The organism is Pseudogulbenkiania sp. NH8B (assembly GCF_000283535.1).
GTDB classification, from domain to species: Bacteria; Pseudomonadota; Gammaproteobacteria; order Burkholderiales; family Chromobacteriaceae; genus Pseudogulbenkiania; species Pseudogulbenkiania ferrooxidans.
Map to the genome: position 1 here is coordinate 2588796 of NC_016002.1, position 21223 is coordinate 2610018.

At 61.0% G+C, this 21223-nt stretch carries 18 protein-coding genes; 16 read left to right on the top strand and 2 right to left on the bottom strand.

The genetic code is table 11. The features are described from left to right. The first annotated feature begins 563 nt into the window (after positions 1-563). The 9 genes from NH8B_RS11900 (at position 564) to NH8B_RS11940 (ending at position 8451) form a co-directional block, all read left to right on the top strand. Positions 564-2234 carry a PHA/PHB synthase family protein gene (locus NH8B_RS11900; RefSeq protein WP_014087527.1) on the top strand — a complete coding sequence of 557 codons (1671 nt, stop codon included), beginning with the start codon at positions 564-566 and terminating at the stop codon, positions 2232-2234. A gap of 159 nt (positions 2235-2393) precedes the next feature. Next, positions 2394-3788 carry a F0F1 ATP synthase subunit beta gene (gene atpD / locus NH8B_RS11905; protein ID WP_014087528.1) on the top strand — a complete coding sequence of 465 codons (1395 nt, stop codon included), beginning with the start codon at positions 2394-2396 and terminating at the stop codon, positions 3786-3788. After that, positions 3785-4189 carry a FoF1 ATP synthase subunit delta/epsilon gene (locus NH8B_RS20200; RefSeq protein ID WP_051002159.1) on the top strand — a complete coding sequence of 135 codons (405 nt, stop codon included), beginning with the start codon at positions 3785-3787 and terminating at the stop codon, positions 4187-4189. The genes atpD and NH8B_RS20200 overlap by 4 nt, the downstream gene beginning before the upstream one ends. Continuing rightward, positions 4186-4461 (top strand): AtpZ/AtpI family protein, encoded by a 276-nt coding sequence (locus tag NH8B_RS11915; RefSeq protein ID WP_014087530.1) that lies wholly within the window; start codon positions 4186-4188, stop codon positions 4459-4461. Before NH8B_RS20200 ends, NH8B_RS11915 begins: the two co-directional genes overlap by 4 nt. After that, positions 4458-5156 (top strand): F0F1 ATP synthase subunit A, encoded by a 699-nt coding sequence (locus NH8B_RS11920; protein ID WP_014087531.1) that lies wholly within the window; start codon positions 4458-4460, stop codon positions 5154-5156. The genes NH8B_RS11915 and NH8B_RS11920 overlap by 4 nt, the downstream gene beginning before the upstream one ends. Beyond that, positions 5153-5419 carry a F0F1 ATP synthase subunit C gene (locus tag NH8B_RS11925; RefSeq protein ID WP_014087532.1) on the top strand — a complete coding sequence of 89 codons (267 nt, stop codon included), beginning with the start codon at positions 5153-5155 and terminating at the stop codon, positions 5417-5419. The genes NH8B_RS11920 and NH8B_RS11925 overlap by 4 nt, the downstream gene beginning before the upstream one ends. 13 nt (positions 5420-5432) lie before the next feature. Continuing rightward, complete coding sequence (locus NH8B_RS11930; protein WP_014087533.1) at positions 5433-6188, top strand: F0F1 ATP synthase subunit delta; 756 nt, start codon at positions 5433-5435, stop codon at positions 6186-6188. Then, a complete protein-coding gene (locus NH8B_RS11935) occupies positions 6185-7609 on the top strand; it encodes a F0F1 ATP synthase subunit alpha (protein WP_014087534.1) in 1425 nt (474 codons plus the stop codon). Before NH8B_RS11930 ends, NH8B_RS11935 begins: the two co-directional genes overlap by 4 nt. Beyond that, on the top strand, positions 7606-8451 hold the full coding sequence (locus NH8B_RS11940) for a F0F1 ATP synthase subunit gamma (RefSeq protein WP_014087535.1): 846 nt from the start codon (positions 7606-7608) through the stop codon (positions 8449-8451). The genes NH8B_RS11935 and NH8B_RS11940 overlap by 4 nt, the downstream gene beginning before the upstream one ends. 120 nt (positions 8452-8571) lie before the next feature. Here NH8B_RS11940 and NH8B_RS11945 read toward each other — a convergent pair whose 3' ends face one another. After that, positions 8572-9096, bottom strand: a complete 525-nt coding sequence (locus NH8B_RS11945) for a hypothetical protein (RefSeq protein WP_014087536.1) — start codon at positions 9094-9096, stop codon at positions 8572-8574. Positions 9097-9679: 583 nt separating this feature from the next. Beyond that, positions 9680-10711: a GlxA family transcriptional regulator gene (locus NH8B_RS20525; RefSeq protein WP_232503456.1), complete on the bottom strand. Its 1032-nt coding sequence runs from the start codon at positions 10709-10711 to the stop codon at positions 9680-9682. Between the two features lie 629 nt (positions 10712-11340). Between NH8B_RS20525 and NH8B_RS11950 the strand changes: the two genes are divergently transcribed. From NH8B_RS11950 to glyA, 7 genes are all read left to right on the top strand, one after another. Continuing rightward, positions 11341-12660, top strand: coding sequence for an NAD(P)/FAD-dependent oxidoreductase (locus NH8B_RS11950; RefSeq protein WP_014087537.1), 1320 nt, complete (start codon positions 11341-11343; stop codon positions 12658-12660). Between the two features lie 11 nt (positions 12661-12671). Then, positions 12672-13652 carry a dihydrodipicolinate synthase family protein gene (locus tag NH8B_RS11955; RefSeq protein WP_198408176.1) on the top strand — a complete coding sequence of 327 codons (981 nt, stop codon included), beginning with the start codon at positions 12672-12674 and terminating at the stop codon, positions 13650-13652. Positions 13653-13733: 81 nt separating this feature from the next. Then, positions 13734-15227 carry an aldehyde dehydrogenase gene (locus tag NH8B_RS11960; RefSeq protein ID WP_014087539.1) on the top strand — a complete coding sequence of 498 codons (1494 nt, stop codon included), beginning with the start codon at positions 13734-13736 and terminating at the stop codon, positions 15225-15227. Between the two features lie 1081 nt (positions 15228-16308). Continuing rightward, on the top strand, positions 16309-17586 hold the full coding sequence (locus NH8B_RS11965; RefSeq protein WP_014087540.1) for a quaternary amine ABC transporter ATP-binding protein: 1278 nt from the start codon (positions 16309-16311) through the stop codon (positions 17584-17586). Then, positions 17583-18452, top strand: coding sequence for an ABC transporter permease (locus NH8B_RS11970; RefSeq protein WP_014087541.1), 870 nt, complete (start codon positions 17583-17585; stop codon positions 18450-18452). The genes NH8B_RS11965 and NH8B_RS11970 overlap by 4 nt, the downstream gene beginning before the upstream one ends. A gap of 212 nt (positions 18453-18664) precedes the next feature. Next, entirely contained in the window at positions 18665-19549 is an 885-nt protein-coding gene (locus NH8B_RS11975) for a glycine betaine ABC transporter substrate-binding protein (RefSeq protein ID WP_014087542.1), read from the top strand. A gap of 174 nt (positions 19550-19723) precedes the next feature. Then, positions 19724-20983 carry a serine hydroxymethyltransferase gene (gene glyA / locus NH8B_RS11980; protein ID WP_173387102.1) on the top strand — a complete coding sequence of 420 codons (1260 nt, stop codon included), beginning with the start codon at positions 19724-19726 and terminating at the stop codon, positions 20981-20983. The last annotated feature ends 240 nt before the right edge of the window (positions 20984-21223 follow it).

Sequence of the window (21223 nt, forward strand, 5' to 3'; positions counted from 1 at the left end):
CGACGCGAAAATCCATTTATCTTCTTAAATATCAGATAGTTGCATAGAAAAAACAGGACGAACCGGCATCCAGAACGCACTGCCGACGCCAACCCCAGAGGGGAAATCGGGAAAAAGGGGGAAAGGAAAGCTGCGACAGCTGTCGCATTGCTACGGCCGGGATGCGACAGGTGCCACAGACATGACAGGCGCGGTGGCCATGCCGGGATGGGGCCGGTGTAGCGGCGGCGTGCCAGCAGATTGAATTAATCAGTTTAAGGTTCTTTAATTAACTTCACTCTCGCACCATACCGCGCACCGCTCACACCCGGTGCCGGCACAGGATCACGGCGTCGTCAGCCGGCGGGCAAGCACATGCCCCAGGCACGACATCGCACCTCAGACCTGGACCAAGAGCCTGTTCACGGTCTTCTTGCGGCGGGAACAAACCTTGAAGCGGCTCTGATAGGGTAACGATCATGACCACACCGCGTTCTTCCGCAGGCGCATCGCCCAAACCGGGTCGCCCGCCAGCCATGCCAGCGGACGACGAGCAGTCCGCCCCGCACGCGTCGGAAGCGCGGATGGATGGAACCGGCACCCTCGACCCGCTCGGCATCGCTACCCCGATCATGCAGGCACAGCTCGGCTGGCTGCTGCACCCGCAGGAGCTGGCCGAGCGCCTGACCCGGCTGTCATCCGACCTGTGGCAGCTGCAGCGGCACAGCTGGCTGCGCCAGCTCGGCTTGGCCGACGCCGATCCGATCCCGGCCAAGGCCGACGACACCCGCTTCGCCGACCCGATCTGGTCCGACTCGCCGGCGTGGGATCTGGTCAAGGAGTGGTATCTGGTCTACACCCACCATACCCAGGACATGCTCTACGACACCCCCGGCCTCGCGGACAAGGAACGCCGGCGCGCGGCCTTCTGGTGGCGCAACTGGCTGAACGCGGCCGCCCCCACCAACTACCTGTGGAGCAACCCGGTGGCGCTGCGCAAGGCGCTGGAGAGCCATGGCGAGAGCCTGGTGCAGGGATTCCAGAACTTCCTCGCCGATGCCCGCGCCGGCAGCGTGCGCATGACCGACCCGGAGGATTTCGCGGTCGGCGTCAATCTCGCCACCACACCCGGTGCCGTGGTGTACCGCAACCGTCTGCTCGAGGTGATCCACTACGCCCCGCGCCAGCCGCAGGTACACGCCGAGCCGGTGGTGATCGTCACGCCGTGGATCAACAAGTTCTACGTGCTCGACCTCACCCCGAAAAACAGCATGATCCGCTTCCTGCTCGATCAGGGGCTGGACGTTTTCATCACCAGTTGGAAGAACCCGGACGCCTCGATGAGCGAGGTGCGCTTCGACGACTACCTCATCGAGGGCGTCGACACCATCATGCAGCTGGCCCGCCAGTTCAGCGGCGCCGCCAAGGTCCACGCCGTCGGCTACTGCATCGGCGGCACCGCGCTGGCGATGTACCTGGCCTGGGCCAACCGGCACTACGGCGCGGACGCCACGCCCGTGGCCGACGCCACCTTGCTCACCACGCTGGTCGACTTCCACAAACCGGGCGACATCGAAGTCTTCATCGACGACGCCAGCGTGCGCCACCTGTGCGCGCGGATGGAGCAGCAGGGCTTCCTCGACGGCAAGGACATGGCCGCGGCGTTCCGCCTGCTGCGCACCAACAGTCTGATCTGGCACTACGTGGTGCATGGCTGGCTGTATGGCGAAACGCTGCCCGCCTTCGACGTGCTGTACTGGAACATGGACACCACGCGCATGCCGAAGGCCATGCACGCCTGGTACCTCACCGAGCTCTACCTCAACAACCGGCTGATCGTGCCCAACGCGCTGACGGTGGCCGGCGAGATGCTCGACCTCGCCGCGATCGACCAGCCGCTGTACGTGGTGTCCGCCGAGGACGACCACATCACGCCGTGGGACCAGACCTTCAAGATCATCAACCACGGCATCGGCGAGAAGCGCTTCATCCTGTCGAGTTCCGGGCACATCGCCGGCATCGTCAACCCGCCGGTCACCCCGCCCAAACGCCGCTACTGGGCCGACATCGCGCACCGCTCCGACCGCCCCGAGCACTGGCAGCAGCGCGCCGAGGAACACCCGGGCAGTTGGTGGGAAGACTGGATGGCATGGCTCAAGCCGAAAGCCGGAGCGCTCATCGACGCCCCGCCAGCGGCGACGACGGACTTCCCCGCGCTGGACGCCGCCCCCGGCCGCTACGTGCTGGAACGCTGACGCCCCGTCGACAGCGATAGGTGTCACACACTACTGGACACCGCACGGGAACGCGACTGGCGACGACGAGGGCGGTGTCGTCAGGCGAAGAAGGCATCGGCAACCTCCTCCTGTGCAGTCTGTATATGACAGCCGGCCGGGATGGCTATAGTACACATGATGACATCCCCTACTTCCGCTCCTCCCGCCCCACCGGGCATCGCGTCCGGCCGCGTCCTCGCCGTGCGCGGACCGGTGGTCGATATCCGCTTCCAGCGCCTGCCCCCCATTGGGCAGGCGCTGCATTTACCACTCGATGGCGAGAGCATCACGCTCGTCGTGTTTCAGCATCTGGACGAAACACGCGTGCGCGCCATCGCCTTGCATCCGACCGACGGTGTCGCCCGAGGCCTGGCGGTGAGTGACACCGGTGGGCCGCTCGCGGTCCCGATCGGCGACGATTGCCTAGGGCGGCTGCTCGATGTGCTGGGCCGGCCGCTCGACGGTGGCCCGCCGCTCAGCGCGGCACGCCTCTGCCCCATACTGTCCGCGGCGCCGCCGCTGGCCGACACGGTCCCGGCCGAAACCATGCTGCCAACCGGCATCAAGGTGATCGACCTGCTCTGCCCGTTCGTCCGCGGCGGCAAGACCGGGCTCTTCGGCGGTGCCGGCGTAGGCAAGACCGTGCTGATGATGGAGTTCATGCGCGCCGTGAGCAGCCTCTACCAAGGGGTATCGGTTTTCGCCGGGGTGGGAGAGCGGATACGCGAAGGCCACGAGCTGTGGCATGAGATGCGCGAGAGCGGGGTGATGGCTCGCGCTGTGCTGGTTTTCGGCCAGATGGACGAGTCGCCCGGCGTGCGCTACCACGCCGGTTTCACCGGCCTCACCTATGCCGAATATCTGCGCGACCACGGCCACGCCGAAGTGCTGTTCCTGATGGACAACCTGTACCGCTTCGTCCAGGCCGGCACCGAGATTTCCGGTCTACTCGGCCGCATGCCCGCCAGCGTGGGCTACCAGCCCACCCTGCTGACCGAAGTGGCCAGTCTGGAAGAACGCATTCTCTCCACCCGGAACGGGGCCATCACCGCGGTACAGGCGGTGTACGTGCCGGCCGACGACATGAGCGACCCGGCGGTGACCGCCATCCTGGCCCACCTGGACGCCAGTGTGATCCTGTCACGCGAGCAGGCAGCGCGCGGCATCTACCCGGCGGTGGATCCGCTCGCCTCCGGCAGCCGCCTGCTCGACCCGCGTAGGGTGGGGGAACGCCATTACCGGCTGGCACGCGCGGTACGAGAGCACCTGGCCCGCTACAAGGAACTGGAAGACATCATCGCCATGCTCGGCGTGGAAGAACTGTCGGCCGACGACCAGCGCGTGGTGGCGCGGGCTCGCCGACTGCAGCGCTATCTGACCCAGCCGTTCCAGGTTGTGGCCGAGCACACTGGCCTGCCCGGCGTGACGGTGGCGCTGGAAACCACGCTGGGTGACTGCGAGCACTTTCTCGACGGCGCCTACGACCAACTGTCGGAGGAGGAGTGTTATATGCGCGGAGCCATGCCGTCATGAGCACGCTGACGATCGAATTGCTCGACGGACGCAGCGTGGAGCGACTGGAAGGCATTGCCAGCCTGGTGGCGGAAGATCCCACCGGCCAATTTGGCCTGCTGCCGGGACATGAGGCCCTGATCACCGCGCTGCAGCCAGGCCTGCTGCGGTGCCGCTTCGTCGACGGCCGTTGGCGCTACCTCGCCTGCAGCGGTGGCGCGTTGGTGTGCCGCCATGATCTGGTTCAACTGGTAAGCGCGCGCTTTGTGAGTGCCGAGCACGACGATCAGTTGACGGCCCAGCTGGAACAGCTGCTCCAGCGCGAGCAAGGCGCACGCAGCGCCGACCAGCAAGCACGGGATGAACTCGAGCGCGCCCTGATCAAGCGCCTGCGCGAATGGTCGGAGACACACCACCCATGAGCCAGCGCGACGACAAGCTGCGCGACAGCCTGCAAACGCAACTCCAGCGCCGCCGGCGCTTCCGGCCCGGCGGGCCGATCGGGCTGATCCTGATCGGCGGCACCGTCGGCTTGCTGTTCGTGGTGCCGCTGCTGCTCGGCGCCTACCTGGGACGCTGGCTCGACACCCATCTGGCGGGTTACTCGGTACGCTGGACCATCAGCCTGATCGTGCTAGGCATCGTCGTCGGCGCCTACAATGTGTATCGCTTTCTGAAGGGGCTGGACCAATGAACGGCTTGTCCGGCAACGTCTGGCTAACGGTGGCCGGCATCGGCCTGAGCGAGCCGCTGATCCTGTCCGCCGCGCTGACGGTACTGTTCGCCGTCCTGGCCTACGCCCTTGGCCGCCGCTTGTCCGGCCGCCCGGAGCGCCTGCAGGTCGCGGCCGAAGCCGTGCTCGTGCTGATGACCGAGGCGGTGGCCGAGGTTGTGCCGGCGCCGGCCGTGCCGCGCGTCCTGCCTTTCATCGCCACACTGTGGCTGTTCATCCTCGCTGCCAACCTGCTGGGCCTGGTGCCGGGCCTGTCGGCCCCCACGCGCGACCTCTCGGTCACCGCCGCGCTGGCAGTACTGGTCTTCCTGGCCGTGCACGTGTACGGCATCCGCGCCGCCGGCTGGCGCCGCTACCTGCGCCACTATCTTCAGCCCAGTCCGATCCTGCTGCCATTTCACCTGGTCAGCGAACTGACGCGCACGCTGGCGCTGGCGGTGCGCCTGTTCGGCAACATGATGAGCCTGGAAATGGCGGCGCTCCTGGTACTGCTGGTGGCCGGCTTTCTGGTACCGGTGCCTTTGCTGCTGCTTCACGTGATCGAGGCGCTGGTGCAGGCCTATATCTTCGGCATGCTGGCGCTGATCTACATCGGGGGCGCACTGGAAGCCGCGCCGCCTCCCGCCCCCCCTTCCCCTACGGAGTCCGCAGCATGACCGATATCCATCTTTTCAGCTTGGTATCCACGGTGGTGGCCGGATTTGCCATCGCATTGGGTGTGTTTTTCCCCGCCCTCGCCATGGGGCGCGCCATCGCCCAGGCGCTCGATGCGCTGGCGCGCCAGCCGGAAGCGGAGAAAGCGATCAGTCGCACCCTGTTCATCGGTCTGGCGATGATCGAATCGTTGGCAATCTACTGCCTGGTCGTGGTGCTGATCATCCTGTTCCGCAACCCCCTGCTCGAATACCTGTTGCATTGAGGGAGATCTGGCCATGGGCCTGGACGCCACTACGTTCATCCTGGAAATCGTCAACTTCCTGGTCTTGCTGTGGCTGTTGACGCGCTTTCTGTACCGACCACTGCAGGCGGCCATCGCCGCTCGCCAGCAGCAAAACGAACAGGCCTACCAGGCGCTGCAGACCGGGCGTGCCGAACTGGAGGCACAGCAGACGCAACTGGCTGCTCGACACGCCGAGCTGGAAAGCCAACGCGACAGCGCACGCAGCCAGTTGGCCAACGAGATCGACGCCGAGCGCGCCAAGCGTCTGACGGAACTCTCGGCAGAGCTCGCCAGCGAGCGCGCCAAGGCCGAGGTAAGGCTCGCGGCCTGGCAGGCCCGGCAGGCGCAACAACAGGATGAGGAGGCGGCGCAGCGCGCAGAAGCCTTCCTGCGCGGTTATCTCACCCGGCTGGCCGGACCGGAGCTCGAGCACGCCATTGTCGGTCTGTTCCTGGCCGATCTGGCCGCCTTGCCCGAAGAGAGCCGCCGCCCTTTGCAGGCCAGCGCCCTGACCACCGTCGAGCTGGCTAGCGCCTATGAAATGACGGCAGCGCAGCGCGCTCAGGTCGAAAATGCCCTGACCACGCTGCTCACCTTTACGCCTCAATTCGACTGGCAGCGCGACCCCGCGCTGATCGCCGGGCTGGCGGTACGGCTCGACGGCCATCTGCTGGAAGCCAGCCTGGCCAAATCACTCGATGGGCTGCGCGCCACAGCGACGGCACCGAACCCGGGCGGGACTCCATGAGCGCCAGCACGGGTATCGGGCTCACCATCGAAGAACGTGGCGAGATCGTCGGTATCGCCGACAGCATCGCCTGGATCGGTGGGCTGCCCTCGGCACGGCGCGGCGAGCTGCTCGAACTGGAAGACGGCAGTTACGCCCTCGCCGACCAGCTCGACGAAATGCTGATCGGCGCCATTTTGCTCGACTCTTCGCGCCGCGTCGCCGCCAGCACGCGCGTGCGTCGCGGTGGGCGCAGGTTGACCATTTCGTGCGGCGACGCCCTGCTGGGCAGGGTGATCGACCCGCTCGGGCGCGTACTGGATGGCCAGGCAGAAGCGCCAACCCGCGCCACGCGCCCGCTCGAAGCTCCCTCGCCGCCCATCATCGCCCGCACGGCGGTGAGCCGCCCGCTCTACAGTGGCAACACCATCATCGACACCCTGCTGCCGATCGGACGTGGCCAGCGCCAGCTCATCATCGGCGACGACGGCACAGGAAAGAGCTCGCTGGCGCTCGACGCCGTGATCCACCAGCGCGGCCAGAACGTGCGCTGCGTCTACGTGCTGATCGGCCAGCGCCGCGCTGCCGCGACCGAGGTGATTGACCTGCTAACCGAGTCCGGCGCGCTCGCTCACACCACCGTGGTGGTAGCCGAGGCCAGCGCCCAACCCGGCATTCAGTACCTGGCCCCGTTCGCCGGCTGCGCGTTGGCAGAAGACTGGATGCACGCCGGTCACGACGTGCTGATCGTATTCGATGACCTTGGCCAGCATGCCCAGGCCTATCGCGAACTGTCCCTGCTGCTGCGCCGCCCCCCCGGACGCGAGGCCTACCCGGGCGACATTTTCTACCTGCACTCGCGCCTGCTCGAACGCGCGACCGCGCTGGCGCCAGAACAAGGCGGCGGCAGCCTGACCGCGCTGCCCATCGTGCCGACCCAGCAGGGCGAATTGGCCGCCTATATCCCAACCAACCTGATCTCGATCACCGACGGCCAGATCTACCTGAGCCAGCCCCTGTTCGCCGCCGGCATGCTGCCCGCCATCGATATCGGCCGCTCGGTATCCCGCATCGGCGGCAAGGCGCAAGATAAACCGATCGCACACGAAGCCGGCCGGCTGCGGCTCGACTACCTGCAGTTCCTCGAACTGGAAATGTTCACCCGCTTCGGCACGCGGCTGGAACCCGGCATGGCGGAGCGCGTTGCACGAGGCCACTTGCTGCGCGAGCTGTTCCGGCAAAGCCGGCTGGAGCCCCGCCCGATCACGTACCAGATGGCCTGGCTGATAGCCCTGAACCAAGGCTGGCTGGATGGCCTGGATGCCAATGCCCTGGCACCGCTGCTCGCGCAACTGTCGCAACACAGCGCCAGCGCCCCAGCGCTGACGGCTCCGCACGACCAGTGGGTGACGACCGTGGCCGCCTGGCTGGGGCGCACATGAGCAGCGCGGCCCTGCGCGGGCACCTGCGCATGCTCGCAGAGCTGGGCAAGATTGTTGGCGCCATGCGCAACCTTGCCTACGCCGAAGTCCAGCGGCTCAACCGCCTGACCCAGTCGCAAGCTCGGGCGGAGTCGGTGCTACGGCAGGCACTGGCAGAGAGTCATGGCGGAGCGTCGAGCAGCAAAGGCCGGCCCTTATGGCTGGTCATTGGAGCGGAACGGGGCTTTTGTGGCGGCTTCAACGAGCGCCTGCAAGCCGCCTTGCCAGCGCTGTGTACCCGTTACCCCGATGCGGTCTGGTTCGTGTCGGGTGACCGTCTGAGCCAGAACACGCTACCGCTGCCTCTTTCGTTCGAGGCTCTTCCCGGCTGCAACACGGCAGAAGAGGCTGCGGACTGCATCGAGGCTTGGCTCGATATGCTGTGGCCTCGCTGGAGTGACAGCGAACCCGGGACCGAACTGTTCGTGTTGCACCATGCGGAGCATGACCTTTGCGAGCAACGCCTGCTGCCGCTGCCAACACTGCCACCCCCCTCCCCTGGGCCGCCCCCGCTACGCACGCTGCCCGACGCCGTCTTGCGGCCCAAGCTGCAGACCGAGTGGTTGCGCGTCGCGTTGCTGGGCGCGCTGTTCCAGTCGCTGCAGCAGGAAAACCGCTGGCGTCTGGCGCAAATGCAGCGCGCCCAAGACCATCTGGATGATACCGGCACCCGCCTGAAGCGAGCCTACTTCCGCCAACGCCAGGCCGACATCACCAGCGAGTTGGAAACCTTGATGTCCTCGCTCGATGTCGGACTCGCGCCGCCAGGTGCAAGCTGGCACCGCCATGCCGGCAGCTCCTGACCGCACCAGCGAGAACCGTTGCCGAATGGGGAACGGAGCCCTCTCGGTCGCCGCCTCCCGCTAGCATCATCCTACGCCGCGGCCATCGCCCGGCGGTGCAGGTACTCGCGAACTATCGGTTTACTGAGTCTCGGTCTTTTCCTTATAACCGGGCGAGGTTTTCAGCTTGAAGTCGAGCCAGCCCGAAGGCGGGTTGCGGGGAACGTGATAGTGGATGAATCCATAGCCCAACGCGGTATGGCAGGCATTACAGCCCCTTTCGGCCTCGGCAAAGCGAGGATTGAACTGACTGAGGTCCTTCTTGTTGATGGCGGCCTGGAGCGGTACCAGATAATTCTCTTCAAGCGCTTTCAACATGGGCGCCCGCCCGGGCCGCGTCGCCTCGCCCACCTCCTGGGCTTCCAGCAGCTCCTTCAACTGATAATCGGCCAAGCCCCAATTACCGCCGTTGGCCGCCCAGTAGAGGTTGGCAAACCGCGTGCCGATTTCGTTCATGACGACCCCGAGGCCGGGTTGAATCTCGGCCAAGGCATCGATCCGCTGCTCCGGGGGGCCGTCAAAAATGCTCTTGCCGACCTTTTCTTCGGCCAACGTTGGCAAACAAACCAATAAGGCCGCGCAACCGCCTAGCAACCAGTGTTTCATAGCCACCTCCCCAGAAAGAGTTCATTCGGACGGTGCCCACACCATTTTCGGCCCGGAATGCGGAGTGAGCGCTTCCAGCTTAGGTCGCCTCATTTGCTCCAGCCACATCGATAATCGCACTCCGAGTTGCAATCGATCACGTCGCAACCGTTGTGCCCGAAAAAACATGGGATGGTGATCCATCCGCTCGACCGGGCCCCGGCCATGGAGAAGCGCTTGCGAGCGCCACGCACCGGCTCTCCCTGCCGCCAAGCAACGGGGCGCCGTATTCGCCGATTTCTCCACGAACGACGTCGAAACCTACAGGAAGATGCCCAAGGCAGTGATCACACAGTGCGGAGCAAGGGTACAACCGCCACAGGCGAAAGGCGGCTTGACGGGAAAGGACTGACGCTGCTCGAAACCAAAGAGGCCCCTGGCCTCTTTAACATGGTTGGGAAAATTCGTACGGGCTGTTTTTTGCAAACAGCATGAAAACGTTCCGGCTCTTCGAATACCTCTCCATTGTGAATGATTGCCACCTCATTCAAAAGCAAGGCTTTTCGACGCGCCCAAAGAAGCTGCCCGGGATTGTCAGCTCCCGCTATGATGCATGATTTTTAACGGCCCCTCTATTTCTCATTTCGGTCGGAGTGATACCAAACTCCGCCTTGAAAGAACGAGTAAAATGGGAAGACCCGATAAATCCACACTCGAATGCAATATACGATATTTGATGCTTGGTGTTAAGCAGGAAATGCCGGGCGTGGTTTAACCTTAGCTTCAAGGAAAAAGACGCAGGCGTCATGCCAAGTTCAACATGAAACAATCTTTCGAGCTGCCTAAGACTGACATTGACCTTCCGAGAAACATCCTCAATTGACAGCGGGTTACTCAGGTTGCGTTCGATCAAAAGCATAGCTTTTCGCACCACCAGGTTCGATACTTTTTCTGTCAAAACAGGCTGTGGCTGAGGAGTGGCTGCCGGCAGAGGCATTTCCTCAAGCATAATGCGGAGAGCCCGTGCCGCTTCGAATTTTCCACAGTGTTTCTCGATGAGATGCGCAGCCAGATGCGTTACCCCCGCCCCGCCGGCACACGTCATTCTCTTGCCATCTATGATGAATAGTTCATCCGAACTAACCGGCAGCTTTGGAAATTCGGCCTCGAAATGTTGATGGTGAAACCAACTAACACAGCAATTATGGCCTTGCATCAGCCCTGCGCGTGCCAATATGAAGCTTCCCGTGCAAATACCCACAAGCGGCACATCCCATTCCGCTGCGCTTTTCAGATAGCTTAGCAATTGATTGGATATTTTCTTTCCAGAGTGCAATAGACCACCGACGACGACAATATAGTCAAATGACTTTGGATCTTCCAACCCTGCGGTGGGGATCACCTCCAGGCCACAACTGGAGGCAATCGGTCGACTGTCATGGCTTAAAACTTTCCATTTGCAACGAATCTGCCGGCTAAAGTCGCCGTCATCTGCGGCCAGCCTCAGCGCATCAACGAAATTTGAAAACGCACTCAGCGTGAACTGAGGCGCGAGTATGAAGGCAACCGACAATGGCTTTGCTACTTCATTCTGCTTGGACACTAAATGATTGTTACCCATAACGATACTATCCATTCTTGATAGCCCTCCCACGCAGCTTTAAATGATTGCCATTTGCTGGTGAAGTCTTTCCCTTCGATGACCCGGATGCCCCTGCGCAATTGTGAGCATCTTTCTGTTTGTTACGTTCGATAATTGCAACTCTTGCCAAGGCCAGTCAAGTTCTCACTGGAAGCCCGGGGCGTCCCCCGAGAGGCTGGTTGTTGGCGCTCCATGCCGCTGTAGTGGGCCGGTTGCGGGTCTTCCCTGGCCGCAATCTCCCGTCAATACACGCTTTTCAGGTACACCACATCCTCCTGCTTCATTTACGCGAACACTCCGCATCCGTGATGCATTACCAAAAGTCAGTGAAAGGGTGCAGGAAATGTAACTGGATGCTGGGGGCAGACTTGATACGCTGTAGTCAAGCATTACACACAGATCACGAGTGATTCTGAAAGCGCCTCTCCTACGGTTGGCAGGGGCGGCTGCGATGAAGCCCTTCATGGCCCTCGGCGAGGGTGTCTTGAGTAGCGTTGGCCAAGGGTGGTGTGTTTGCTCATAACCTCATGTTATCCATTCTATGGAAAAAAGGTCGATTGTATCTGCCTAGCCGCATATCTAGACTCCGTGAATTGGAAACAAACTATAAAGGAGACTACGGGATGGTAAAAGTAACTTCCACTCCTGCTGATGACCTGACGTGCGGCTGGTTCCATTTAAGCAAGCCTCGTCAGGCAAAGCCAAGCCATTTTGGAACGACTAAAGCTCGTTGGGTGGTAGTTGGCGCTGGTTTTACCGGTCTTGCTGCTGCTCGGCAACTTGCCATCAATTTTCCGGATGACCAAATTGTTCTCATTGAGGCACAAGAGGTTGGTTTTGGGTCCTCGGGCAGGAATGCCGGCTTTGCAATTGATCTCCCCCACGATATCGGTGCAGACGACTATATTGGGGAAATTGAAACGGCGAAAACCAGTCTGAAACTGAATTTGACTGGTCAAACAATCCTTAAATCTCTAGTCGAAAGACACCAAATAGACTGCCAGCTTCGACCCTCTGGAAAATACCAGGCGGCAATCGAAGATCGTGGCGTCGCCGTGCTCGATGCCTACCGGCGCGGCCTCGATAAACTCGGGCAACCCTACGAAATGATCGAAGGGAAAGACCTGCCCGGCCACATCGGCACTTCTTTCTACCGGAAAGCGCTCTTCACGCCGGGGACGGTCTTGATTCAGCCTGCGGCACTGGTGAAGGGGCTTGCCGACAGCCTTCCTTCGAATGTGACGCTTTATGAGAATACGGCGATCACCGAGGTGGAATACGGTGAGAAAACCGTGCTGACGCATCGCAACGGCCGCATCACGGCAGACAAACTCGTCCTCGCCAACAACGCATTTGGAATGCGCTTCGGCTTTCTCCAGGGGACGATGCTGCCGATCTTCACGTATGGAAGCCTGACCAGGGAGCTGACAGAGGCGGAGCAGGCTCGCCTGGGCGGCAAATCCTTTTGGGGCGTGATTCCTGCCGATCCGTTTGGAACCACACTACGCCGCACCCACGACAACCGCCTCTTCGTGAGGAACAGTTTCAGTTTCAATCCCGATGGACGCAGCAAACAGAAATATCTGGATCGCTTCGTCAAAAGGCATCGTGAGTCGTTCGAGCGCAGGTTCCCGATGCTGCCCGGCGTGGAATTCGAATACACATGGGGCGGCTCGCTGGCACTTTCCCGGAACCATCAGGGGTTTTTCGGCCAACTCGCGCCGAATGTCTACGGCGCCCTCTGCTGCAACGGCCTGGGGGTGACGCGCGGGACCGTCACCGGAACGCTACTGGCCGACTGGTTGGCCGGACAGCGCAATGACTTGATCGATTTCCTGCTGTCGTCCCCCGGGCCGAACAAAAATCCGCCGGAGCCGTTCCTTTCCGTCGGTGTGAATCTGAATCTCTGCTGGGGACAGCATCGGGCCGGCAAGGAAGCCTGAGAACGACCCGCATGTGTACGCTGCCGCCCGCCAAGAGGCGGCCGCCTTTTCATTGGAAACCCGATTTCCTTATCGATGGAGAAACGATTATGAAGTTTGAAGGCATCTACACCCCGGCGATTACCCCCTTGACGTCCGAGGGACAAATTGACAAAGCGGCGTTTGCCGAAGTCCTGGAATACCTGATCGAAGCCAAGGTTCACGGCATTATCATCGGTGGATCGACCGGTGAGTACTACGCGCATACAGCACAGGAACGCTTTGATCTGGCGGCGCTGGCCAAAGACGTGATCGGCACCCGCGTCCCGCTGATCGTCGGGACCGGCGCGGTACGCACCGAGGATTCGGTCGAGTACGCCAAGGCCGCCAAGGCCATCAAGGCCGATGCCATCCTGGTCGGCTCCCCGCCTTACGCACTCCCCACCGAGCAGGAGAACGCCGCCCACGCCCTGGCCATCGACAAGGCGGCGGATCTGCCCATCATGCTCTACAACTACCCGGGCCGCATGGGCGTCTCGATGGGCCGCGAGTTCTTCCGCACCGTTACGGCAGCGTCCAAGAATTTTGTCGCCATCAAGGAAAGCTCGGGCCAGGCTTCCCAGCTGCACATGCTCGCGCGCGAGTTCACGAATATCGATATTTCCTGCGGCTGGGACGACCAGGCGCTGGAATTCTTCGCCTGGGGCGCCCACAGCTGGGTGTGCGCGGGCTCGAACTTCATCCCGCGCGAGCACATTGCGCTCTATGAAGCCTGCGTCATTGAAGGAAACTTCGACAAGGGCCGCCGCATCATGGCCGCGATGCTGCCGCTGATGGACTTCCTGGAAGGCGGGAAATTCGTGCAGTCCATCAAGTTCGGCTGCGAGCTGGCGGGGCTGCGCTCGGGCGGCGTGCGAGCACCGCTGCAAGGGCTCGACGAAAGCGAAAAACAGGGGTTGCAAGCCATCGTTACCGAGCTCAAGCGCGAGGTCGCCGCGATCATCGCGGGGTGAAAAGAGCCTTCGGACGAGATGTTAAGTGCAGGCAGATGGCCGCATGGTTTGCTGCCCGTGTAATTTTGTGAGGAATAGAGCATGACAACCCATCAGGAATGGAAGCAAAGAGCAGAATCCCTGTCCATCGACGGGAGAGCGTTTATCGCCGGGCAGCGCTGCACGGCGGCGTCGAACGAAACGTTTAACACACTGAATCCCGCAACGGGAAAGGTGCTTGCCGAAGTCGCCCTGTGTGATGCCTCGGATCTTGAACGCGCTGTCGTCGCCGCGCGGGAGGCGTTCGAGTCGGGCGTGTGGTCGAAAGCCGCCCCGGCACATCGTAAAGCCGTTCTATCGCGCCTGGCGCAGTTGATCGAGGAGCATGCCGAGGAGTTGTCTCTGCTCGAGACGCTCGATGCCGGCAAGCCCATCGGTGAGTGCCTCGCGCTCGACATTCCGGAGGCCGCTGCCTGCATCCGTTGGCATGCGGAAGTCACCGACAAGCGCTATGACGCCCTGTCGCCGTCGGGCTCGAACGTAGTGAGCATGATCACTCGCGAGCCGATCGGGGTCGTGGGCGCCGTCCTGCCCTGGAACTTCCCGGCGCTGATGCTGGCCTGGAAAATCGGCCCGATCCTGTCGGTCGGCAACAGTGTCATTGTGAAGCCTGCTGCGCAAACGTCGCTGTCCACGCTGCGCATTGCCGACCTGGCGCTGGAAGCGGGTGTACCGGCAGGTGTATTCAGTGTCGTCACCGGATCCGGTCAAGTCGTGGGTCAGGGGCTGGGATACCATCCCGATGTCGACCTGATTGCATTTACCGGTTCGACCGAAACGGGCAAGCGTTTCCTGCACTACTCGGCAGACACCAACCTCAAGCGTGTGGTGCTGGAGTGCGGCGGCAAAAACCCGCAAATCATTCTGCCCGATGTCGCCAACCTGGATACCGTCGCGGAGCAAGCCGTGGCTGCTGCGTTCTGGAACATGGGCGAAAACTGCAGCTCGGGGTCTCGCATGCTGGTTCCTTCCAGCATGAAGGCCGCGTTGCTGGAGAAGATGCTGGCCGTGCTGGAAGGTTGGAAGCTTGGTGACCCGCTCGATCCGGAGGTGAAGGTCGGCGCGCTGATCGAGCAGCGCCACTACGAAAAAGTACTCGGTCACATCGAGCAGGCGAAGGCGGAAGGCGCGCACCTGGTGTGCGGCGGCAACGCCGTACTCGTCGAGACCGGTGGCTGGTTTGTCGAGCCCACCATTTTCGATAACGTGACGCCGCAGATGAGCATCGCGGTTGAAGAAGTATTCGGTCCCGTCCTCAGCGTCATCGAATACACCGATGTCGAGGAAGCGATCCGGATCGCCAACGACACCTGCTACGGGCTGGCAGCGTCGCTGTGGACCGACAACGTCAACAACGCCCACAAGGTAGCTGCCCGGATCCGGGCGGGTACGGTGACGGTGAACTGCTTCGGCGAGGGTGACCTGTCCACGCCGTTCGGTGGCTTCAAGCAGTCGGGCTTCGGCGGCCGGGACAAATCCGTCTACGCACACGACCAGTATTGTGAGCTGAAGACGACCTGGCTGAAGCTGGATTGACGTCTGATGGCCCGGCCCGTCGAGGTCGGGCCATCCTGGATGCCGGATAGCCTCCTCCGCCTGCGGGGAAGGCTGTTGTTGTCGGCACATTGCGCGGACCGACGCAGGGCGCACTCTCTATAACGCCTCCGACCTCCCGATCATGAACGTAGCCGAGGCGATAAGGCGCTCCGACACGCATGCCTTTACCATCTGTGTCGCCCACACCGGCTCTGCGCTGTGGCTGTCATTCAGGTTGCCGTCGTTCCGGCAGAAACTCCCGGAATGAGGTTGCACGCGATCGTGACGGCGCATCTCATGGAGCTGGAATCATCACCAAGAATCCGCCCCATGCCAACGCTGCCGACGCGATGATGCGCGATTGGCAAGTGTCGAAGCGGAAACCATCAAATAGCCTCAGCCGTTCAGGTGAGACCAGGAAATGCTCACTGTCCGGCCAAAGCAGTCAATTGGGCGGTGAAGAATAATGGCCACACCAGGGCCAGAAACCGTCTGTGTTTTTCATTTCGGAACGAGCTACACCAAACTCTGTCTTGAAGCTCCGAGTAAAATGGGCGCCCTTCCCCAAGCATAATGCGCAGTATCCGTCCGTCTTCGAATTTCTCTTCAATACTTTTCAATAATACGTGCAGCCAGATGCATTACTTCACCTGCTGCCAACGAATGATCCGGACGCCCAAAACGGTTATTGGCCGCTCTCAGGCACCCCCCAATACTGGTTTTAAAGAGGCTCCATTCCTTTCTCCACCATCCAGGCAAACACCGGCTAGCTGCCATGCATTACCAAAAGTATGCGAAAGGGTGCAGGAAATGTAAGTGGGTGCTGCTGATAGTCTTGCTACGCTGTAGTCAAGCATTACACACCGATGGCAGGAGCCTTTGAGCATCGTGCGGCGAATGGCGTACGGCTCGTGTTACTTGCATTGTTTGCTTTCGACTCGCGTGCCCAACCACTGGTGCGGTGCGGGCCAGCTGGATTGGCGCTGGCCCGCGAACAAGAACACCGAGCATGGGTTTCGTACAGAGGGTGAGACGTGTCATGTGCTTCAAATTCTTGAACATGAAAATTGGGATAACAGCAATGACCCAAAACCTGGCATCTGCAATGGAGAAAGCGGTACACCCGGGAACAATAGCGCGGGCTGTTCCGTCTGGCGCGGCTCCTGGAGCCGATATTCTTACGGTCAAAAACCTGTCGAAAATCTTCGGTCCGAAACCGGAACGTGCGGCAGAGCTGTTGAAACAAGGCCTTGGCCGGAACGAAGTGTTCGACCGTACCGGCAACATGGTAGCAGTACACGACGTGAGCCTTAACGTCAGAGCCGGCGAGATTTTCGTCATCATGGGTCTGTCCGGCTCCGGTAAGTCGACACTCGTTCGTCTGCTCAACCGCTTGATTGAGCCTACGTCCGGCAAAGTCATTCTCGAAGGTCGCGATATTGCGCCCATGTCCACGGTTGAATTGCGTGAGGTTCGCCGCAAGAAGATGGCGATGGTGTTCCAGTCGTTCGCGCTTTTGCCCAATCGGACGGTGATCGACAACATCGCGTATGGATTGGAAGTCGCCGGTCTGAACAAAGCAGAACGGTATGACATCGCTCGCTCCGCGCTGACTCGAGTCGGGCTGGGCTCCTACGAAAAGCTTTTCCCGAGCGAACTGTCGGGCGGTATGCAGCAGCGCGTTGGCCTGGCCCGTGCCCTGGCGGTAAACCCGGCGGTTCTGCTGATGGACGAAGCATTCTCGGCTCTGGACCCGTTGATCCGCTCCGAAATGCAGAACGAACTGCTGCGCCTGCAGAAGGAAGAACAGCGCACCATCGTCTTCATTTCGCACGATATCGAAGAGGCCATCAAGATCGGCGGCCGAATCGGCATCATGAAGGATGGCTGCCTGATCCAGGTCGGCACCCCTGCTGAATTGATCCAGTCGCCGGCAGACGATTACGTGCGTGACTTCTTCCGTAATGTCGATATTTCCCGCTTCCTCAAGGCCTCCAGCATGATGACCACGGTCGACCGTGGGCTGATTTCCTGCGACGTCGGCACCCCGTCGGACCGATACCTTAATCAGCTTATCGATAGCGGCGCGGAATGTGGCTATGTCAGCGACGAATCCGGGCGTTATCAAGGCTGTGTCACCCCGGCATCCCTGCACAAATCGGGTAGTGCCCCCATCCGGGAGGCGTTGCTTCGTGATGTCAAGGCGGTCTCGCTCGACACCGACTTGCACCAGCTGGCGGACATTGCCCTGAACCAGGAACACGATGTCCCCGTTACCGATGCGGCCGGGAAGCTCGTTGGCGTGGTGTCTTGCAGGACGATACTCAAAGAGGTTATGGAACGGAGGGGTGGCGTATGAACTCGTCAATCATTGGAAAGTTTGCAGAAGGCACTGTCGATTACCTGTTCCAGCATTTCAGAGGCGGTTTTGATGCGTTCTCCTCTGGGCTGGGAGCGGTAGTCGAGTTGCTCGAGAAGGGACTCGCCGCTGTTCCATTCATCGCCATGCTTGTTTTTCTTGTCGCCGTTGCGCTTTGGCGACGGGGCGTGGTGTTTGCGATCTTCGTGGGTATCGCGCTTGAGGCGATCCAATACATGGGGCTGTGGACTCAAACGGTGTCCACCTTGGCTCTCGTTATTGCGGCAACCTTCTTCAGCCTGGTGGTGGGGGTGCCTCTTGGCATCTGGGGCGCACGAAGCAACCGCGTGGGAGTGGTTCTGCGTTCCTTGCTCGACTTCATGCAAACGATGCCAGCGTTCGTCTATCTGATTCCGGCTGTCATCCTCTTCGGGCTGGGCCGGGTGCCCGCCGTGATTGCAACCATCGTCTTTGCCATGCCGCCGGTTGTGCGTCTTACGACCTTGGGCATTCGGCAGGTACGCGAGGAGCTGTTGGAAGCCGGGCGCTCGTTTGGCAGCACGGATGCGCAGCTGCTTTGGAAAATCCAGTTGCCGAACGCCTTGCCGTCGATCATGGCCGGTGTCAACCAGACCATCATGATGGCGCTCTCGATGGTGGTAGTGGCATCGATGATTGGCGCCGGTGGCCTCGGTGAATACGTCCTGAGCGGTATTCAGCGTCTGGATATTGGCATCGGCTTTGAAGGTGGCCTGGGCGTTGTACTGCTAGCCATTGTGCTTGACCGGCTGACCGAGAGTTTTGGGGTGAAGGCAAAAAAAGCCAAAAAAGCAAAGCCGCTCGCCCGCACGGCCAAGGCTGGCTAAAGCGGTAAGACGTAGCCCGACTTGCAGGTGATTGAACCCAGGAACAGTCGTCTCGGCATGTGACGATACAAAGGGAGTTGGACTGGCGATTGAGCAGAACTTATGCGGCTGTCTCTATCGCCAGAGGTAGTACGGTGTTTGGAGCAATGCACGGCAAATAATAGAGGGCCGTGACATTTTAAATACTTCATGTAGTCACAAAGGAGAACCACGTGGAAAACAAATTGCTTAAATCGCTTCTGGGGAAGCTGGCAGTGCCGATGGTTGTGGCTTTGGGTGTTGGCGCGGCCCCCGTTGCGTCTGCTGCTGAACCGGTGAAGATGGCCGTAACCAACTGGGCGGATGTGCTGGCTGTAGCCAACGTCACCAAGTACGTGCTGGAGACCAAGCTCAATCAGCCGGTGCAGTTCGTACAGGCCGCTATCGGCATCCAGTATCAAGGTGTCGCCCGCGGCGATCTGGACATCATGGTGGGTGGCTGGCTGCCGGTAACCCATGCGACCTACTACGCGAAGTACAAAAACGACATGGAAGACGCCGGCATTATCTACACCGGCGGCAAGAATGGCTGGGCTGTCCCGACCTACATTCCCGAGTCCGAACTGTCGTCCATTGCGGACCTCAACAAGCCCGAGGTCAAGAGCAAGCTGAACGGCATCGTCCAGGGTATCGAACCGGGCGGTGGCCTGATGCAGGCCTCGGAGAAGACGCTCAAGTCTTACAACCTGTCTGGCTACAACCTGCAGTCGTCCAGTGAAGCCGGGATGCTGGCCGGGGTATCGCGCGCGTATCAGTCGAAGCAGTGGATTGTCGCCACGGTCTGGAGCCCGCATTGGCTCTTCCAAAAGTACCAGATGCGCTACCTCAAGGACCCCAAGGGCACGCTGGGTGGCGAGGAGCAGATTCACGCCTTTGCCTCGAAGAAGTTTGCCTCCAAGTTCCCGCGCGCTCATGTCTTCATGAAGAATTTCAAGCTGACCCTGGCGGACGTCGAAGCCATCGAATTCGAGGGTAACAACACGAACGACTACGCAGCCGCTGCGAAGAAGTTCGTCGATGCCCATCCGGAAAAAGTGAAAGCCTGGCTGCAGCAATAAGTTGAGTTCCGGCTCTCCGCGACGGCGATGGTCGCGGAGAGCCGGGCATGCACAACGCTTCAATGGCCAGTAACTCGAATCGATGATTTTCGCAGTCCTGGATGGCCTGCTTTGAACGATGACTTTCGGAGCCTCCCCGTGAACGAGAACGCGCGTTTTTTTTCCGAACCACTCATGAGCCGTGACCCCGTTATCGCATCGGAGATCGCGCTGGAATTGCGTCGCCAGCAAACCCAGATCGAATTGATTGCTTCGGAAAACCTCGTATCGGCAGCAGTCATGGAGGCACAAGGCACCGTGCTGACCAACAAGTACGCAGAGGGATACCCGTCGAAGCGCTATTACGGTGGCTGCGAACACGTGGACCGGGTGGAGGCATTGGCGATCGACCGCGTGAAAGCGCTGTTCGACGCCGAGTATGCAAACGTTCAGCCTCATTCCGGAGCGCAAGCCAATGGAGCGGTGATGCTTGCGCTTCTTCAACCGGGCGACACCGTCATGGGGATGTCGCTGGATGCCGGTGGCCATCTCACCCATGGTGCGCGCCCCGCTCTCTCCGGCAAGTGGTTCAACGCTGTCCAGTACGGTGTCAGCCCGGATACGTTCCGTATCGACTATGACCAGGTCCGGCGCTTGGCCGAGGAGCATCGTCCCAAGCTGATCATTGCCGGCTATTCCGCCTATCCGCGCGCGCTCGATTTTGCCAGGTTCCGCGAGATCGCCGACAGCGTTGGCGCCATGCTGATGGTGGATATGGCACATATCGCCGGTATCGTGGCGGCCGGCCGGCACCCAAACCCGGTGCATTTTGCCGATGTGGTCACGTCCACGACACACAAGACGCTTCGTGGACCGCGAGGCGGTTTTATCCTCACCAATAACGGCGACATCGCCAAGAAGATCAATTCGGCGGTGTTCCCTGGCTTGCAGGGTGGCCCGCTCCTGCATGTCATCGCGGGCAAGGCCGTCGCCTTTGGCGAAGCGCTGCGCTCGGAATTCACGACCTATATCGACCGGGTGCTGCGCAATGCCCAGGCACTCGGCAATGTCCTGAAGTCGGGAGGCCTGAACCTGGTCACCGACGGGACCGACAACCACCTGTTACTGGTCGATCTGCGTGCAAAGCGCCTCACCGGCACGCAGGCCGAAAAGGCGTTGGAGCGTGCCGGTATCACCTGCAACAAGAACGGCATCCCCTTCGATACGGAAAATCCGACCGTGACCTCCGGAATCCGGCTTGGAACGCCCGCCGGCACAAGCCGTGGCTTCGGCACGGCACAGTTTGAAGAGATCGGCGAGATGGTTCTGGAAGTGCTGTCGGGACTTGAGCGCGATCCTTCCGGTGACGATCATATCGAACGTGCCGTGCGAAGCCAGGTAAGGGACTTGTGCGGCCAGTTCCCTATCTATCCGCATTCGGAAATACACATTTAACCCCCCGTCCACAGAACACGGCCAGCAAGAGCCAGCGAGCATCTGCCGCTGTTGTTCCTCTTGGCGATGCGGGAGGGGAAACGTTTGTCTTTTTAAACCGCCAAGTTTTCGGCCCAGTCCTCTGCATCATCGAATACGCCGACGTCGAAGAAGCGGTTCGGGTCGCCCTGCACGGGCTGCCACTGGCTCTGGCAATAAAGGTGCCATAATCAAAGCGATCTGACACACGAAGACGTGCTT

Coding starts and splice junctions, on each gene's coding strand:
- NH8B_RS20525 (WP_232503456.1), bottom strand. CDS start 10,711: ATGGATAGTATCGTTATGGGTAACAATCATTTAGTGTCCAAGCAGAAT.
- NH8B_RS11915 (WP_014087530.1), top strand. CDS start 4,186: ATGAGCCAGCGCGACGACAAGCTGCGCGACAGCCTGCAAACGCAACTC.
- NH8B_RS11970 (WP_014087541.1), top strand. CDS start 17,583: ATGAACTCGTCAATCATTGGAAAGTTTGCAGAAGGCACTGTCGATTAC.
- NH8B_RS20200 (WP_051002159.1), top strand. CDS start 3,785: ATGAGCACGCTGACGATCGAATTGCTCGACGGACGCAGCGTGGAGCGA.
- NH8B_RS11945 (WP_014087536.1), bottom strand. CDS start 9,096: ATGAAACACTGGTTGCTAGGCGGTTGCGCGGCCTTATTGGTTTGTTTG.
- NH8B_RS11955 (WP_198408176.1), top strand. CDS start 12,672: ATGTGTACGCTGCCGCCCGCCAAGAGGCGGCCGCCTTTTCATTGGAAA.
- NH8B_RS11950 (WP_014087537.1), top strand. CDS start 11,341: ATGGTAAAAGTAACTTCCACTCCTGCTGATGACCTGACGTGCGGCTGG.
- NH8B_RS11930 (WP_014087533.1), top strand. CDS start 5,433: ATGGGCCTGGACGCCACTACGTTCATCCTGGAAATCGTCAACTTCCTG.
- glyA (WP_173387102.1), top strand. CDS start 19,724: ATGAGCCGTGACCCCGTTATCGCATCGGAGATCGCGCTGGAATTGCGT.
- NH8B_RS11925 (WP_014087532.1), top strand. CDS start 5,153: ATGACCGATATCCATCTTTTCAGCTTGGTATCCACGGTGGTGGCCGGA.
- NH8B_RS11900 (WP_014087527.1), top strand. CDS start 564: ATGGATGGAACCGGCACCCTCGACCCGCTCGGCATCGCTACCCCGATC.
- NH8B_RS11960 (WP_014087539.1), top strand. CDS start 13,734: ATGACAACCCATCAGGAATGGAAGCAAAGAGCAGAATCCCTGTCCATC.
- NH8B_RS11965 (WP_014087540.1), top strand. CDS start 16,309: ATGACCCAAAACCTGGCATCTGCAATGGAGAAAGCGGTACACCCGGGA.
- atpD (WP_014087528.1), top strand. CDS start 2,394: ATGACATCCCCTACTTCCGCTCCTCCCGCCCCACCGGGCATCGCGTCC.
- NH8B_RS11920 (WP_014087531.1), top strand. CDS start 4,458: ATGAACGGCTTGTCCGGCAACGTCTGGCTAACGGTGGCCGGCATCGGC.
- NH8B_RS11940 (WP_014087535.1), top strand. CDS start 7,606: ATGAGCAGCGCGGCCCTGCGCGGGCACCTGCGCATGCTCGCAGAGCTG.
- NH8B_RS11935 (WP_014087534.1), top strand. CDS start 6,185: ATGAGCGCCAGCACGGGTATCGGGCTCACCATCGAAGAACGTGGCGAG.